A 16,035-nucleotide genomic window follows, 5' to 3' on the forward strand; every position below is an offset into this window, starting at 1 on the left:
CGGATTTTCGCCTGGGAGGTCTCAATGGCGCAGACACCCAATGGGACGCTTATCAGCGAGACGGCTTGGCAGAAGGCCTTGGCTCGCGAGGCAGTCATTCGTCCTCTCGCTTTCGGAGGGGCGCTGAGCGTCTCGGAGAGATCTTCCGCCTGCAGGCAATTGGGTCTCAGACCATCAAGATTATATCAGTTACTTAGCCAATTCCGACGAAAACCTGTTACCAGCTCGTTGCTGGATGAGACACCCGGCCCCGAGAAGGGGAGGCGGCTTCTATCTCCAGAACAAGAAGCGGCTGTCACGCACGCCATCCAACAAACCTATTGCCGCCGCGAGCGGCCGACAGTCACCGCCGTCCACGACCATGTTCGATTGATTTGCCGCGAGCGAAATCTGCTGGCCCCCTCCTGGAAGGCAGTGAAGGTTCGCATCGATCAGGCCGACCGGCAAAAGCTGACCAAAGCCCGAGAGGGCGCACCGGCCGCACGTCAGCGCTTCTCCGCCGTCGTCGGTGATTATTCGGCAGAGCATGCGATGGAGATCGTGCAGATCGATCACACGTTGGTCGATCTATTCGTCGTTGATGTTGTAAACCGCCAGCCGTTACAGCGTCCCTGGCTGACCTTGGCAATCGACATCGCCAGCCGCATGGTGGCCGGCTTTTATTTGAGCCTCGAACATCCATCGTCAACATCCGTGGCCTTAGCCATCCGGCACATGGTTTTACCGAAGACGCCGTGGCTTGCTGAGCAAAATGTGATCGGCGACTGGCCAGTCTTTGGCCTACCCACTACCATTCATCTGGACAATGCTCGGGAGTTCCGGGGAAAAGCCCTTGTCTGGGGTGCGGCCGAGCACGGCATCAATCTCATCCACCGGCCCGTTGCCCGACCACATTACGGCGGTCACATCGAGCGGCTTATCGGCACTATGATGGGCGCCGTTCATTTCCTGCCCGGCTCAACGTCGAGCGATGTCGCATCTCGCGGCGAGTACGATCCCCAGAAGCATGCCGTTATGACTTTCGACGAGCTCGAGCGTTGGCTGACCCTGGAAATTGTTGGCCGCTATCATGCCGACATTCATCGTGCTCTGAGAATCCCGCCGAGCCTGGCCTGGGAAGACGCCGTCCTTGCACGCCACGAGCCTTTGCGGCTCCCATATGACGAGCGTCGTTTCGTCCTGGATTTTCTACCGTTCGAGGAACGCATCATCCGCCGAGACGGATTGCATCTATTCGGCCTCAAATATTGGGACGATGTCCTGAGCCCATGGACAGGTGCGCCGGACAAGATGCGGGTCCGTTACGATCCGCGAGATATTTCATGCGTGTTCGTCGATGGGCCAAACGGCGAAAGCTGGCCGGTTCGGTTTGCAAACCTCGGCCGGCCACGGATCACGCTCGGGGAGCATCGACAGGCAGTTGCCGCTTTGAGAGCACGTGGACTTCAATCGGTCGATGAACACCTGATTTTCGAGACCATCGAAGCCCAGCGGCAGATCGTTGAACGGGCCGGCCGTCAGACACGCAGCATGCGTCGAGGAGTAGAGAGGCAGGCGCGCGCGTTGGCCGCCACCGAGCGACATACGATTGGAACAACGGATGATGACGATGAGAGCGAATTCCTCAATCTGTCCCCGCTGTCGGTAGAGGAGTGGTCATGAGGGAATACCGCCATCTGCAGCCGATGTATCAACAGTATGCTGACATGGGGATCGAAGAACGGGTCGCCTGGATCCGGGCAGATCGTTGGTTGGAAACGCCCGATGCGCGAGCAGCTTTGGCGCGGCTTGAGGATTTGCTCTCCTATCCGCCGCGAGACCGAATGCCATGTCTGCTCCTCTACGGCGACACCGGGATGGGAAAAACCAAGATTATTCGAAAGTTTCTTCGCGATCACCAGCCCATTTTCGATCGCGGAACCGGGGTGACGACCATGCCGGTCGTCGCAATGCAGATGCCTGCCGAACCTGTTGAGCGCGACGTCTATGGTGAGCTTCTCAATGCGATGAGCGCGCCTGGTCCGGTGGGAGATGCAACGTACCGTCTGAAGAACACTTGCCGCACCTTGATGCGCAAGGTGCGGGTGCGGATGCTGATCATCGATGAGATCCACGCCATGCTGACTGGGACCTATCGGCAGCAACGGGTCTTCCTCAATGTCATTCGCTTTCTCGCAAATGACCTGAAAGTTCCGCTGATTTGCGCCGGCACGGATCTGGCTCGCCAGGCGTTGTTGACGGATCCGCAGCTTGCGGAGCGGTTCGAGGCCTTTCACCTCAAGCGCTGGTCCAATACACAGCAGCTTGCTCAACTGCTTGCAAGCCTGGGGAGCATCCTTCCTCTGCGCCAGCCATCACAGCTTGGGACCGTAGCAGTGCGGCGCAAGGTGCTGGACATAACCGACGGCGTCACAGTCCGGATTTTCAGGCTTATCGAGACCGTTGCAGTTGAAGCGGTCCGGACTGGGGCGGAGGCAATCACAATAGACAGTTTCGACGGTGACAACCTCGTGCTGCCACTGGTCGCCATGGCACGGCGATCGGAACGCCGCCTACAGCGGCAGGCAAGCTGATGAGGCAGGTGCGGCTCCTTGCCGTCGCACCTCGTCCCTGTGACGACGAACTCCTCAGTTGTTGGCACTGGCGGGTCGCAAGCCATTATTCCACCTCGCCCCCACAAGTTGAAAGCTGGATATCTGGGTCGCCTCGTGGCGAAAACCAGGACTTCTTCAGCCGCGACTTCCATCCCAATCAAGCTGTAATTCGGCTTTGGGCACGCGCCTGTCGCATCCGTGAAGGCGATCTGGACCGACTTTCACTACGAGGCGCCCGCCGGCCCAAGACTTCTTTCGTGAGCGAGCCAATGGACAGAGGCGTTTGTCCTTTGTGCCTTGATGAGGATGCCGAAGAGGGGAGGGACCACTATTGCCGGCGATGGTGGGCAGGCGTCGAAGCAGTGGTCTGTCCTCGACACGGAATCGGCCTCGAGAATAACTGTGCTCGGTGTTTTCGCAGCTGTTTGTTTCAGTTTCGGCAGACACCCGCCGGTGTTGTCAGGCTGTTTTGCCGTTATTGTGGGGCAGTCGTCTCGGCGCGGGGTTTTCAGCGACGCGACCAAGCTGAGATAGCCAAAGTAGGTGAGGTGATCCGCGACGCTATCGCCAAAGGCGGACCGGAGCTTGATCTTGTCACCAAGGCAAGTCGCTTTTTCTGGGCGCCGACTTTTGACGGAGCCCCCTACATCACCGCGCTGGGTCTGCCGCTACCCTATGGCCGACGTCCGCTGGCATCCACGGGCATTGCGCCGCTGATGAGCCTCTCACCAGCATGGCGGGCAGTGACGATCGCGGCGATCACAGAACTGCTTTTCGGGCTAGTCGATGAAAGGCCACGACTTCCGTCTTCCGCTTGCAACGCCTTTGGACAATTCGAGCGCGGGCATACCGCCCCAGATCTCCAAGCCCCTCCACAAATGCAGATGACTTCAGCCGTGAAACTCCGCTCCGAAACCGAATACCGACAGCTCGCCCGCGGTATTGTCGAAAGCCAAGGCTGGAGTTCTCTGCCGCCGAAATCAGGCAGGGCGAGAAATCGCGCAATCGGGAAATTGATGCTACGTGCCCTCAATGGCGGATGAGGCCGAACCGATGCGCCTCATCCAGCAAGTTGCGCACGGATGATGGCTGCCATTTGCGTCCCCCGCGCGCCGGTCGCTCTCCCATCTGATCAAGCTGGCTGGCAATGTCGCGCAGCGACAGGCCGGGATCGGCAATGGCAATCGCTGCGACAAGCTTCATGAGGTGATCTTCTGGCGCGCGGCGTGGAGAGCGGACCAGTAGCTCAGGCTCGGCCAACTTTTCGCGGACCATGCGATGCACGGCGCGACGTAGCCTTTCCACCGTCCAGTCATGGCCTCGGCGATTGAGGACCCGCACGACGTTGTCCCAGCTATGCTTTGGGCGAAGTTGCCGAACGGTCGGGAGCCACGTCTGGGCAGAGGAGATCAGCTCGTCAAGATAGATTTTTTCCCGGGCCTTCGACACCGCCTTGATGGCTTCCGGACGCCTCTCCCGAAGTCCAGGGTTCCCCGGTAGCTTGCCGCGGGCTTTTGCCGCCTTGATGCCGGCCTTGGTTCGCTCGGCGATCAGTGCTCGTTCGAGCTGCGCGACGGCACCAAGGACCTGCAGGGAAAACATGCCCTGTGGCGTGGACGTATCGATTGGATCGCGGATCGAACGAAAATGGACACCACGCTCTTCGAGATCTTCGATCACTTGCAAAAGGTGGCTGACAGACCGGGCAAGGCGATCCAGCCGTACGACCACCAACACGTCGCCGGCGGTGAGGTCTCCGAGTAACCTTGTCAGAACTGGTCGCGCCCGCGATGCCCCGGATCCCTGCTCTTGAAAAATCCTCTCACAGCCGGCGGCACGCAGCTCGTCCATCTGTGCGTCATGGACCTGATCGTCGGTCGAGACACGCGCATAGCCGATAAGACGCTTTGGGGTCGGCGGTGGATTGGTGGCTTGCCGTTTTGCCATAGTTTTCTCGTGCGCTTTTCGGGTGCTTTGTACAAATAATGAATGCGTGAGAAAATGAACAGTTGCAAGCGTGTTTTAAGGGCCAAATGCAGCCCCACCAGACTCAAAGAGCGACGTCGAACGGGCCATTGGTCGTAACCAGCGTCCAGCGCGCTCTGGCGCCCATCTGCGGCGGAGATGCTTGAAAATAAGGAGATCGTTGGAGGGGAGGGCCATCAAAGCCGGTTCACGCGTAAAGACGATGGGGAATTCTGCGCTCATTGGCACGAGGGGGCCGCTGCGAGTGGCCTTCAGAGCAGAGATCGTTCCGCCGAACCTAGCCGAAATCTGCTCGAAAGGCCGAAAAACCAGGCGATTCCGGTCATCCAAGGCGACCGACATTCTGATTTGCGACTCCAGATCAACTACCATCGATAACAGGTAGTTATCGATGGTTAGAACACCAACCGGCAATCATACCATGTGAGGAACACTAATTTACCAATAGAGTTCCTTTAGGAAATCATTTATCATGATTTCAATGGCTTACGATATCGCGAAAATCAGCATGACAGCCCTGATGCGGCTGATGCGGCCGGCTTTTGACGCCGGTGTCGCGCTCACTCGTCTCGACGAGCGCGTCGCCCGTTCGCCGGTCGGCGCAGGCTGGATTGAACGTATGCATTTCACTGACGCCTGCGCCTCGCTGTGGATAGACGGCGAACTCGTCCACCTAGAAGACCTCGTCCTTCACGACGCCACAAAGGATATTCGCACACCGACCCATGAGCTGACAATCGCCCGCGACGTGCTGCGCACCCGCCGGCGCATTTCTGGCCAATCGCCCGATTGGGCGTTGTCCGCCGATGGTATCCGAGTTTTGCGACAGACGTCGGACATCAGTCCGGCGGGCGCCGAAGCGGCTGATCCAGCCGGTGCCACCAAGCGCGTCGTCGCGGAAGATCCAGTAGGGGAGGGGGAGGATGACGACATCGGAAATCTTCCCGGCGTCGATTACGCTGACATTGATGCGGTGCTCGCCCGATCGTCGGCTGCGATCGAGAACGCAATCCGGCCCGCCCGTGGCAGTGTTCAGGACAAAGATCCGATGATCTATGATCTCGACTGGGACGAGGATGCGCGGCTCAAAGAATGGCGCAGCGTGCTGCGGCAGGCAAACGACCTGCCGGCAGTGCTGCAGGCGATCATCGCCCTCGATGCCTGGAACGAGCTTTCGGTGCTGCAGCATGCGCCCTGGCTCGGCAGGCTGCTTTGCGCGTCGATCCTGCGCCAGGCTGCCATCACCACCGGTGCCCATCTCGCCGCGATCAATGTCGGCCTCAAAACTATTCCCGTCGATCGGCGTCGGCATCGCGATCGGGAAACCCGGCTGCTGGCGATCGCCCACGGCCTGATCGCGTCTTCCGAAATCGGGCTGAAGGAACATGACCGGCTGACGCTGGCGAGAGCAATGATGGACCGAAAACTGGACGGGCGCCGCACCTCGTCAAAACTTCCGGAGCTGGTCGAGCTGGTGATGGCGAAACCATTGGTGTCGGCAAAAATGGTGGCGAAAACGCTCGAGGTCACGCCGCAGGCGGCGCGGCGGATCGTTTTGGAGCTGGGGCTGAGGGAGATGACGGGGAGGGGAAGGTTTCGAGCGTGGGGTACTATATAGATGTGCGGATAAGCGAACAGGGGGGGCGAAAAATGGGGCGTCAAATACCGAACTCAGTCATTGGGGCAACAGCCTCAGTCATCGGTAAACACTATTACAGTCACAGCAAATTAGAGACATTGTTTATGGAGAGCGGGGCTCCTGGTGAGCCACCACTTGGAAATTGTGAGTCGAAATGTGCGGCCTGGCTCCGTCGTTGCAATGAAGATGAGAATGTCGACGCACTAGACGTTCTAGCAGGAGTAGTAAGAGATTTCCTTGAGCTGGATTCACATAGCCCTGAGGTCCAGAAGGGACAGCAGCGGATCCATGATGCTTTGTCCAGGAACAGCTTGTCCTATCAGACGAATGGCCGCATCTCGCTGGCAGGCGCAACGCCTGTTGCCGTGACGTTAAATGATCTCCTCAAGAACGGGGACTTCGTATCCGTTGAGCGCGAATTCGAACGTGCTTACCAACAATTGGAAGGCGATCCGCATGCGGCGATCACGGCCGCTTGTGCGATCATTGAAGCGCTTTGCAAAACCTACATCGAGTCCTTCGAACTAGAAATGCCGTCGAAGCAATCCGTTGTGCCTTTATGGCGAACGGTGCAATCGCACCTGGGATTGAGCCCTGATGCCACCCTCGCTGAGGATCAACGGAAAGTGCTCCAAGGATTGGCGTCGATTGTTGACGGGATCGGCGCCTTCAGAACCCACATCGGCTCGGCCCATGGACGAGGGATGTTTCCACCAAATCTGACGATTGCGGAGGCTCGTCTTGCGGTAAACGCTGCTCATACCATCGTTACCTTTATAATGGAGCGCTGGCACCGGTAGTCCTTCAAAATGCGAACCCGTCAGCGTAGCATCGATGGGAGCCCGAAGAGCAGTTCTACCGCCGCGTGCCACCCATGCGCCGCGAACATGTGAAGGACGTCGACCAAGCGCTGCCGTCGGTCCAGCGCGTCGAAAATATCTCGATGATCAGCTAGACACGTTTGAACCAGGCTCACGATCCCATCGACGCCGAGGTCCTCAACCTGGTAGCCAAGCTCCTTTCCGCGACCTAGCATCAGTGCGGCAACCCGGTCGAACACGTAACCGGGATCCGCTGGAAGGAGGAACTCGTATGTTTCCACGAGGTGGCTAATCGCTGCTGGATTGGAAACCCTTTCGATCTCGTCCAGGGTTGGGGCCCAATCCATAAGGAATTGTCTCTTGGCGTCATCTTCAGGCAACCCGGGATCATTAGGTTGAGCGTTATTTACGCTCGCCTGATAAGCCCCGGAGCCGAAATAAAGCTGATTGGTGGCGTGATCGAGGAGTTTGTCTGCTGACTGGTAACGTTGGATCAACGCGTCTCCAGCTTTCTCTCCAGGAAGTAGTGCCGCGAGCGCATTGATCGAATCTAAGAATTGCCTTCCCGCGGCTGAAGCAATTTGTCGGAAAGTTTCTTGCGCCCGACGTCCTGCAGCGTCGGCCCATACGTGTCCTTTGTGCTGATAAGGCCAAAATATCCGCGCTCTTAAGTCGGCCTGTACTTGCCAGAGTTTTCCCTCGTTCTCCACCAGGTCAGTCAACCAATGGAAAATCTCTGCTGCTGAGGCAGGCCGCCCGAGATTTACGGCTAGATCGCAGACCAGCGTACCAAAAATCTGATCGGCGTTTACAAGGCCAAGAGGTGGGCCCTTGAGATTCGAGGAGCGAATTAGAAACGTTTCCGCCCGGTCTAAGTCAGCTTCATCCAACATAGAGCTTGCAGCAACCGCCGCGATCGCCGGAGAATTTTCTTTAGCAAGGAGTGCCTCCGCAATCCGCCAGGCTGCTTTCAAATCCGCTTTCCTCACAAGCTGCAGTGCCTTTGCGACAGCAAAGCGAACACTGGGCGAAGGGTCAGTCGCCAGCCTTGAAAGATCGTCCTCCAAGTCCGAGGCGGGTTCACCGAAATGCGCCCAAACTTTTCCTGCCGCCTCAGCTCCGTAAACTCGGTGAGCCGTTACACCATAGTGGCCCTCCGTATCCTCGGACGGCAGTGGATAGTCGCTGGCAACGAGGCGACGGACGATCGGGAGCATGCGATCCAGGGTGAGACCTGACGCGTCGATGACGGAGGCGTCGCAGATGCCTGCGATTGGTTCCGTGATCTCGCTGTGAAGCCGCCGAAGGACGAATTCCGCAATATCTGGCTCTCTCTCCGCCTCAATTACAACCTCGATTGCGCGACACAGTGCTTCACCGTACAAGTTGTCCGTGCCAACACGCGTCCCTTCATACATGGTGTTGAGTCGATCAAGGAGATCGGTCAAGGCTCGATTCTGGGGTGCATCTAGAGAGGGGGCGTTCGTCGCCAATCGGTTCGCTCGTTCTGCCATCCATCGCTCACCGTTCTCGCGCGAGGCGCGGATCGCATCGGCGTGTCGCTCTAGATACTCGGCCCGCTTTTGTCGCAGTTCGAACGCGACTATGTCATTTTCCCCGATTTCGATGAGGAGATCTGAACGAGCATCATCCCAATCTGCCTCATTGTCCGCAACATGCGATAATAGCATTTCCTCGAAGTCCGCGCGTACTCTCTCGGACTGCAGCCCCAACGTCGCCTTGATGTACTTAATTGCGTCGCGATGAAGTCCCCGAGTTTGAAGGATAGCGGGATTTGTGGCGATTCCCCATAGCGACGAATGGGAAGGCAGCGGTCGCGGGTGATGGGCAAGTGTTCCAAAGAGCCTTCGCCATAAGCTTGAAAGAGTCGGGTGCTCCAACATCGTCTCCACGACCGCCTGCAGCTCTTCGTCAGACCGATCGCCCGCAAGATATTGCTGGAAAGCCCAGAGAGGTTTTTCCTCGTCGCTGACATTGGTGCGCCCATGCCAGTCAAGGATGTCAGATTGCGCGAAGATAATCTCGACAGTGTTGCTCTGCGTGCCGATCGTAATTCTCTTATCGGTGAGGAAGCCCGCCTTTGTGGCTTCTCCTTGAGCTGCTTCATTCACTGCCCTTGTCCCATGCCTTGGCAGTTCGGCTAAAAATGATCCTATGGCCTTGCCCAGCGAGTACAACGCGCCGGTGAAAGCCTGCCGATTATCCATCAGCATGGGCATTATCCGACCTCCACCCATGACCGATTGAACTGGTTCCGGAAGCGGCTGGAGATAGATCGATTTGTAAATCTCCACTGCAAAGTCGGGGTCAGCGCGCCATATCTCTTTTATATGCCTTGCGAGAGTAGGGGCTTCTTTGTGGCCACGCTGATCCAGGTACGATGGCTCTAAGAGAGGCGTCAATGCGCTTCTGGATGCCGGCGGGTCGCTTCTGAAACTGACCCCAACAAATGTGATCGCATGCGCGCGCGCGTGGCGATACTCGGGTTCTGCGATGCATCGAGCAAGAAGCCCGCGGGCAGCAATACCGAAAGCTGAAAGCGCTTCAGGGCTTCGCAGACCTTTGCATTGCTGAATTGCGTGGAGGATAAAGCGCGCGCCCTCAATATAGTCCTTACGGCCAGTGCCGAGTGCGCGGTTAGCGATTATGGACCATGTGCTCGACACCTCGCTATCAAGCGGTATTGTCTTTCCCGACAACTCGAGGAACCTGGAAAGCTGGAGCAGAAGCAGGCCCATCCGCGGCCCCGGGGTGCCGGGTGACGAGAGAAGGGTGAGCAGCCCAGCAGCAGCTGAACGATCCCGTACATTCTCTATGATCCACCTCAAGATGCTTGCGACGATTACCGGGCTCGTGTTGTCCTGCGAAAGGATGCGCGCAAACAGTTTCCAGATGCCGGAGGTTGCAGCTCGGTTTTCCTTCCACATTCGTTCGAGGACGAAGCGCATGGCGGGGGCCAGAATGAGGCCCGCTGCGGCGTCTTGCCCGAGCTGGGACAACAGCGCGTCTTCATCTGCCCAGTCCAAAAAGTATCTAGCCGTAGCATGATCGAAGATAATATGGTGGCGGAAGCCGACGTATTCTCGGTCCTCTGTCAGCAGGCCACGAGTTAAGAGCATATCGACCGATGCGGCCTCTAGCTGAAATCGTCGTGTCCGCAGGGCCTTCCGAGCCACCAACGCAGCAATCACTGCTGCCACAGCATGCTGCGCATCAGTTCCCGACAATCGACGATCTTCGTAGCGGTCGATCAGATCGGATTGGGTCGAAATCGAAGAAAAGTTCTCAGCGTTGATCCCGGCTTTCAGCAGATCGGCAGCCAGGCTCAGGTTGAACAGATTTGAGAGAAGCGCATGTAGTTCTGGCGTGGCCAGATTGATCAAGTTTTGAAGCTTGTCGGATTGCGATGAAATGACAGCGAGCTCATCCGGAGTTAGGGCATTGACAGCGAAGTGACGCGTCTCGCCAAGTTCCGAGAGAACGTGTTCGGTATCTGCCGGCTTCACCCCGAAAATTGCTTTTAGGCGCTCACCGTTGCGAAGCTCGTGGGTTCTGACGGATACAACAATACGCCAACGCTCTGGTAAGCGTCTTGCAACCTCTTCAATGAGTTTAAGCAACACCGTGTGAAGGTTTGGATTGCGCGCACTATCAAGCGCATCGACGATTAGTAAGCCGTGGTGAGAGCCTGGCCAATTCTCTAGGATGTCAGCAATTGCGTGCTCAAGGCCCACCTCCTCCCGTAGGGCAGCCAGCGTGGCAGGTGCGGTGATGTTGTCTGCACTGAGAAAAATGACTGGCCCGTGTAATTTCCATCTATCGGCCAGTTGCAAGAGAGTACCGGTCTTCCCTGTACCGGGTTCGCCAACCAAGAGAAGACTGCCTTCTCGAACAGCTGAATCCAGGGCATGGTTGTGATCTCGGGTTAAGGCAACGTCGCCGTCTATCGCAAGGAAACGATGATGATCGAGGCGATTGAGTTCGTCGATGGTCAATTGACGCAGTCTGTCGATGTCTGCGTCGAAACTTGGCGACCTTTCGTCCTCGACGCCGGCTTTGCGCAGGCTTGTCAGTAAGTCACCACGGTTTGCTGGAATGCCTTGTCTGATCTGGGTGCGAACGACATCTATAAGGCCGTTTAGTGCGCCTTGGCCTTTTGTTTCCGCGCCGAACAAGGCGCGACCAAGCAAGTCTGAGCTATCTTGCCGCGTGCTCGCAGACTCGCCGCTGGGAAAGTGTACTACCCTCAGCATAGAGGAAACCAGCGGGAGATTGAGCTCATCCAGCTGTTGTCCGGCTTTCATCCACCCTTTCGTAAGGTGGGATCTAAATATCTCGAAGGCAGACTGTTCTTCTTGGCTGGCGCGTTCAAGTTCCGGTTCGCCGCCGGCTCCAACGCGCTTGCAGGCGTTCTCGAGCGCGACAAGGCGCGCGCCCTTCATGGATACCGCGAAGACTAAGGCGCTTTGCTGGGGATTGATCGAAGGATGTCCTGGTTCATGTCGGTATTTCACGAAACTGGAGATGATCTGCCGAACCGATTTCGCAAAATCGGTATCATCACCCCTTTCGAGAGACATCGTCGTTTTGCACTGCAGGAAAAGGGAGCCCCCGCTGTCAAGATCAACTTCGACATCGTCCAGCCCGTCGCCTGTTTCGAAACGAATTCCCGTTGGCAAGACGCTCCCGACCAAAGCAAATCGCCCACCGACTGGCGACCTTCCGATTATTCTCGCCGCAAACCAGAGACCGACTTCGGCCTGAAACGACATTCCACCTTCCGTCGCCCGACCACCGGCTCGAAGCTTCTTTTCTGATTCTGCCATGAAATATGCCCCCAACTTGCTCAAAGGCTTAGCAGGTCTTGCTATCGAGCGAAAATGGACGCCGATTGATGTGCACTGGATTAGTCGGAAACCGCTGTCTATCTGACCTCACTTGGAGCTGGGTGGCTCATCGAGAAAAAGATACCGCGGCTTGACCATGTCAGTTCCGCCAAAAATAGGCGCTTATTCCTCCGCTTGGCTCTAGGTTCGCGACTGTGGCACGTTGCAAATCTAACGGCGATAGTTTTGCGGTTAACTGCCAAACAGCAATCGATCCAGAACGGGAAGATGCCAACCGGGGCAAAAATCTTCCGGGCGTTGATCTCGCTGCCATCAGGCGAATACCCTCGTCGTGACGCCTTAGGCGGCGGAGCGGATCTTATGGGCCTCGGCCTCAGTGAGATGACGGGGAGGCGAGGCTTCGGGCGTGGGGAATTAGAAAAAGGCTACAGCCGACATCAAATTCACGAGACAAGGTTGGACGGATGTCGGTTGCTTATAGAGAGATAGTGGCGGGCTAAAACACGTTCGACTAGCCCACAACTCATTTCTGCTAAGCACTGGTAGAATCATGCATAATTGTGCATGATTTTCCAGTACTGAAAATGTAAATCGAGACGACGTACAGACCATGGCCAAGGCGAAAAAGAGCAAAGTAATCAGCGAAGAGGCGAAGCTTGCCGCCGAGCAAGCCGTCATTGCCGTTTCTAAGCAGGTTAAATTCAACGTCGCCGAATATCCGGTCTCGATGTATGTAAGTCGCTTCAAGGACGATACCACCGATCGCTACTTCGTGCCCGAGTACCAACGCAACCTTGCGTGGAACGGCGAACAACAGTCACAGTTTATCGAGTCCTTGATCGTTGGGCTGCCTATCCCGTTTATGTTCTTCTATCAAACCTCCGAAGGTCGCATGGAGATCGTAGACGGCTCGCAACGCATGCGCGCCATGCGCTCATTCTTGAAGGAAAACCTGCGGCTTCGAGATCTTGTTTTGATTCCAGAGCTGAACGGTTTCTCGTTTGCCGACCTCCCAGGCGACCGTCAGAACAAGTTGGAAGATATAACGATCCGGACCATCCTGCTTGATACCGATACCGATCCTGCGACCCGGGCGGAAATGTTCGGTCGCATCAATCGGATGGGCACGACCGCGAACGAAGCCGAGATCCGAAGAGGTTCTCTCCCTGGCCCGGTGACAAGTCTAATACAGGAGCTTGCTGAGTCCGAGCAGTTCATTGCGATTACGCCATTGACCGAGATCGCCGTTAACCAGCGCGAGCGAGAGGAACTCGTGACGCGCTTTTTTGCTTATCTCAACAAGAGCGACACGCCCGATGGCCGGTTTCCAGGCTATCGCGATCGTCCGAAGAAATTTCTTTACGACTATCTCAAAGACGCAAACCAAGCTGCATTAGCGGACGAACATATTATTCCGGCGATGCGGCAAGAATTTACTCGTATGCTGAGCTTTGTAGCCGAAGCTTTCCCACTCGGCTTTCGCAAGTCTAAAACTGCCAACACCGTGCCGCGCGTTCGCTTCGAAGCGATAGCTGTCGGTTCGGCATTGGCTTTGCGAATGCAACCGGACCTGGAGGTCGCACCGGATGTCGTCGCGGCGAGGATGACGGAGGCTGGATTCGATAAGCTCGTGGTTTCCGATGGAGCCAATGTTCGCTCGAAGCTCGAGGGGAGGATCGATCTGGGTAGATCGGTCCTGTTGGCGGAGTGAGCGACCTTCAAGTGACCCTAACGGAGCGGCGACAAGAGTTCGACGGCCACCTTGCCTTCGCGATGGCGCTGGACCGGCGCCTGATCGAAGGAGATACAATCTCCATTGGCGAGATGGCCTTGACCGCACGTCACCTGCTGACGATCAAGTCCGGTCTGATCGTACATCTATACAATGTCGTCGAGGCAACCATGACGAAGGTTATCGACGAAATAGGCAAGGAAGTCTTGGCTATCCCGCCAGCGCAATGGTCTCAGATTACCGTCAAGGAGTGGCTTCGGCACTATGCTGCAATCGGCGTGGATGGAAACGAAGATAGTCGCCTTGACGTCGTCCATGGCGCGGCCTTGAAACTGCTGGCTAGGCAACCGATCCAAACTCTGAAATTCAAGAAGCCGTCCGGGACGTGGTCCGACAAAGTTATTTTAGAATTCTCAAGACGGCTCGGTGTCAGTTTTCCGCTCAATGCCCAGATTGCTCCGAGGATCCAGGCGTCGCCAAAGTATCGGGATCTAACACCACTCGAGTTTTTGGCAGATCGAAGAAATGCCATCGCCCATGGCAGACGGACATTCGAGAATGGTGCAAACGATCTGACTTTGCCGGACATCGCCGAACTAGCCTCGATCACCCTCGACTATCTTGTCCTAGCGGTCTCCGCCTTCGAGGCCTATATCACTCAAAAACAGTTTAAAACTGCCGATGCGTAAAACAGAACACCCACAAATTATTGCTGTCGATCTTTTCTGCGGGGTCGGAGGGCTGACGTACGGGCTGCAGTCCGCCGGGGTATCCGTTAGGCTGGGTGTTGACATCGACCCAGACTGCGCGCACCCGATCGAGAAAAACTCGAAAGCGGTATTCTTACAGGCCGACGTCGCGTCGCTCGATCCCAATATCGTAGCAGGCGTCTTTGAAGGCGCTAAGGTAAGTCTCCTTGCAGGATGCGCGCCTTGTCAGCCTTTCTCCACCTACTCTCGAGCTGCAAAACAGAAACACGGTGACGCGGCGGGAGATAACCGCAGCAAGGACTGGCGCCTTGTCGAGCATTTCGGCAATCTTATCGAGCAGGTCCAACCCGACCTGGTGACGATGGAAAACGTACCGCCTTTGGCGCAGCAGCCAATCTTCGATCTGTTTCTAAAAAAACTAAAAGGTTATTGGGTCGACTGGCGCGTAGTCGAATGTCAAACAATTGGTCTGCCGCAAACCCGTAAGCGGCTTGTGCTTGTTGCCTCGCGACTTGGCCCCATAAACATTCCCGAATTCGAAAAACCACTCAGAACAGTCCAATCCGTGATCGGGGACCTTCCGGAATTGACCGCCGGCGGGCAAGATCCGAAGGATCCCCTGCACCGCGCGAGCAAGCTGAGCAGCGTGAATTTAAAAAGGATCCGTCATTCCGTACCGGGAGGCACGTGGCGCGACTGGCCTGAAGCTCTGCGATCGTCGTGTCACCTCAAGGAAACTGGCGCGACATATCCGTCCGTGTATGGGCGCATGAGATGGGACGCACCGGCGCCCACGATAACGACCCAGTGTTTTGGATACGGCAATGGTCGGTTCGGACATCCGCAACAGGATCGCGCTATCAGCCTACGTGAGGCATCGATGCTTCAAGGATTCCCAAAAGGCTACTCTTTCTTGCCGGACGAAAAGAGCGCCAGCTTCGACAAGCTTGGAAGATTGATTGGGAATGCCGTTCCGGTAAAACTTGGAGAAGTAATCGGTGAGCTGTTCTTCGAACACGTCGCGAAATACCGTTCGCCAGACACGAAGCACTGATACCGAAGCAAATAGACCCGAACAGTCGCCAAGTTTGAAACGCAATCAAATGTTATTCCTATTCCTTCAGAGCTTAAGGAATTGGCAATGAGGACCGATCCAATGCGATCTGCACTGATGTCCAAGGTGAGGGGTAAAGACACCCAGCCCGAATTGATCGTGCGTCGTAAACTGCATGAGCTCGGCGGACGCTTTCGCTTGCATAGAAGAGATCTGCCAGGAAGTCCTGACATCGTCATGCCGTCGAGAAACGTCGCCCTCTTCGTGCATGGGTGTTTCTGGCATCGGCACGAGAATTGCAAAATGGCCTCTATGCCGAAGACGCGTCAGGATTTTTGGCGTGAAAAGTTCGACGCCAATATGGCACGTGATCAACGAAACATGACCGATCTCGAACGCCTTGGATGGCGTGTGGAAGTGATCTGGGAATGCGAAACCAGGAAAAGAGAGGCGCTCTCTGGACGATTGAAGCATTTGCTCACGAATTCTTCAAAGTCCTGAGCGGATCGCGGGCGAACGCAGACCGCATCTCTTACATCGACATCGAAGGGTAGATTGTATGACATCGTACTGTCTGGATCTAGGAACACGGAGACAGCTCGGTAATTTCCTACGCTGTTGACTTATGCCC

At 56.4% G+C, this 16,035-nt stretch carries 11 protein-coding genes; 9 read left to right on the top strand and 2 right to left on the bottom strand.

Going from position 1 to position 16,035, the window contains the following annotated elements; translation table 11 throughout:
• Nucleotides 1-24 precede the first annotated feature (24 nt).
• Genes PR017_RS21705 through PR017_RS28535 form a run of 3 tightly spaced genes read left to right on the top strand, consistent with a single transcriptional unit; the run spans nucleotide 25 to nucleotide 3,637 of the window.
• A complete protein-coding gene (locus PR017_RS21705; protein ID WP_111219395.1) occupies nucleotides 25-1,662 on the top strand; it encodes a Mu transposase C-terminal domain-containing protein in 1,638 nt (545 codons plus the stop codon).
• Nucleotides 1,659-2,573, top strand: coding sequence for a TniB family NTP-binding protein (locus tag PR017_RS21710; RefSeq protein WP_206423159.1), 915 nt, complete (start codon nucleotides 1,659-1,661; stop codon nucleotides 2,571-2,573). The genes PR017_RS21705 and PR017_RS21710 overlap by 4 nt, the downstream gene beginning before the upstream one ends.
• Nucleotides 2,573-3,637, top strand: coding sequence for a TniQ family protein (locus PR017_RS28535; RefSeq protein WP_111219391.1), 1,065 nt, complete (start codon nucleotides 2,573-2,575; stop codon nucleotides 3,635-3,637). Before PR017_RS21710 ends, PR017_RS28535 begins: the two co-directional genes overlap by 1 nt.
• Here the strand turns inward: PR017_RS28535 and PR017_RS21715 are convergent.
• Nucleotides 3,624-4,541 carry a recombinase family protein gene (locus tag PR017_RS21715; RefSeq protein ID WP_111219389.1) on the bottom strand — a complete coding sequence of 306 codons (918 nt, stop codon included), beginning with the start codon at nucleotides 4,539-4,541 and terminating at the stop codon, nucleotides 3,624-3,626. The two genes, PR017_RS28535 and PR017_RS21715, sit on opposite strands and share 14 nt — an antisense overlap.
• Nucleotides 4,542-5,052: 511 nt before the next feature.
• Between PR017_RS21715 and PR017_RS21720 the strand changes: the two genes are divergently transcribed.
• Nucleotides 5,053-6,198 carry an RHE_PE00001 family protein gene (locus PR017_RS21720; RefSeq protein WP_161959320.1) on the top strand — a complete coding sequence of 382 codons (1,146 nt, stop codon included), beginning with the start codon at nucleotides 5,053-5,055 and terminating at the stop codon, nucleotides 6,196-6,198.
• Between the two features lie 332 nt (nucleotides 6,199-6,530).
• Nucleotides 6,531-7,019 (top strand): abortive infection family protein, encoded by a 489-nt coding sequence (locus tag PR017_RS21725; protein WP_206423158.1) that lies wholly within the window; start codon nucleotides 6,531-6,533, stop codon nucleotides 7,017-7,019.
• A 20-nt stretch (nucleotides 7,020-7,039) separates the two neighbouring features.
• Here the strand turns inward: PR017_RS21725 and PR017_RS21730 are convergent, their stop codons facing one another.
• Nucleotides 7,040-11,887 carry an ATP-binding protein gene (locus PR017_RS21730; protein WP_133255577.1) on the bottom strand — a complete coding sequence of 1,616 codons (4,848 nt, stop codon included), beginning with the start codon at nucleotides 11,885-11,887 and terminating at the stop codon, nucleotides 7,040-7,042.
• Nucleotides 11,888-12,518: 631 nt separating this feature from the next.
• Between PR017_RS21730 and PR017_RS21735 the strand changes: the two genes are divergently transcribed.
• The 4 genes from PR017_RS21735 to PR017_RS21750 all read left to right on the top strand — a co-directional run bounded on the left by PR017_RS21735 (nucleotide 12,519) and on the right by PR017_RS21750 (nucleotide 15,905).
• A complete protein-coding gene (locus PR017_RS21735; RefSeq protein ID WP_111219377.1) occupies nucleotides 12,519-13,619 on the top strand; it encodes a DUF262 domain-containing protein in 1,101 nt (366 codons plus the stop codon).
• Between the two features lie 62 nt (nucleotides 13,620-13,681).
• The gene (locus tag PR017_RS21740; RefSeq protein ID WP_279619563.1) at nucleotides 13,682-14,329 is read left to right on the top strand and encodes an MAE_28990/MAE_18760 family HEPN-like nuclease; all 648 of its coding nucleotides are present in this window, start codon (nucleotides 13,682-13,684) and stop codon (nucleotides 14,327-14,329) included.
• Nucleotides 14,322-15,404 carry a DNA cytosine methyltransferase gene (locus PR017_RS21745; protein ID WP_111219373.1) on the top strand — a complete coding sequence of 361 codons (1,083 nt, stop codon included), beginning with the start codon at nucleotides 14,322-14,324 and terminating at the stop codon, nucleotides 15,402-15,404. The genes PR017_RS21740 and PR017_RS21745 overlap by 8 nt, the downstream gene beginning before the upstream one ends.
• 87 nt (nucleotides 15,405-15,491) lie before the next feature.
• A complete protein-coding gene (locus PR017_RS21750; protein WP_111219372.1) occupies nucleotides 15,492-15,905 on the top strand; it encodes a very short patch repair endonuclease in 414 nt (137 codons plus the stop codon).
• Nucleotides 15,906-16,035: the final 130 nt, after the last annotated feature.

Source organism: Rhizobium tumorigenes (assembly GCF_003240565.2).
In the GTDB taxonomy this organism is placed as follows: Bacteria; Pseudomonadota; Alphaproteobacteria; order Rhizobiales; family Rhizobiaceae; genus Rhizobium; species Rhizobium tumorigenes.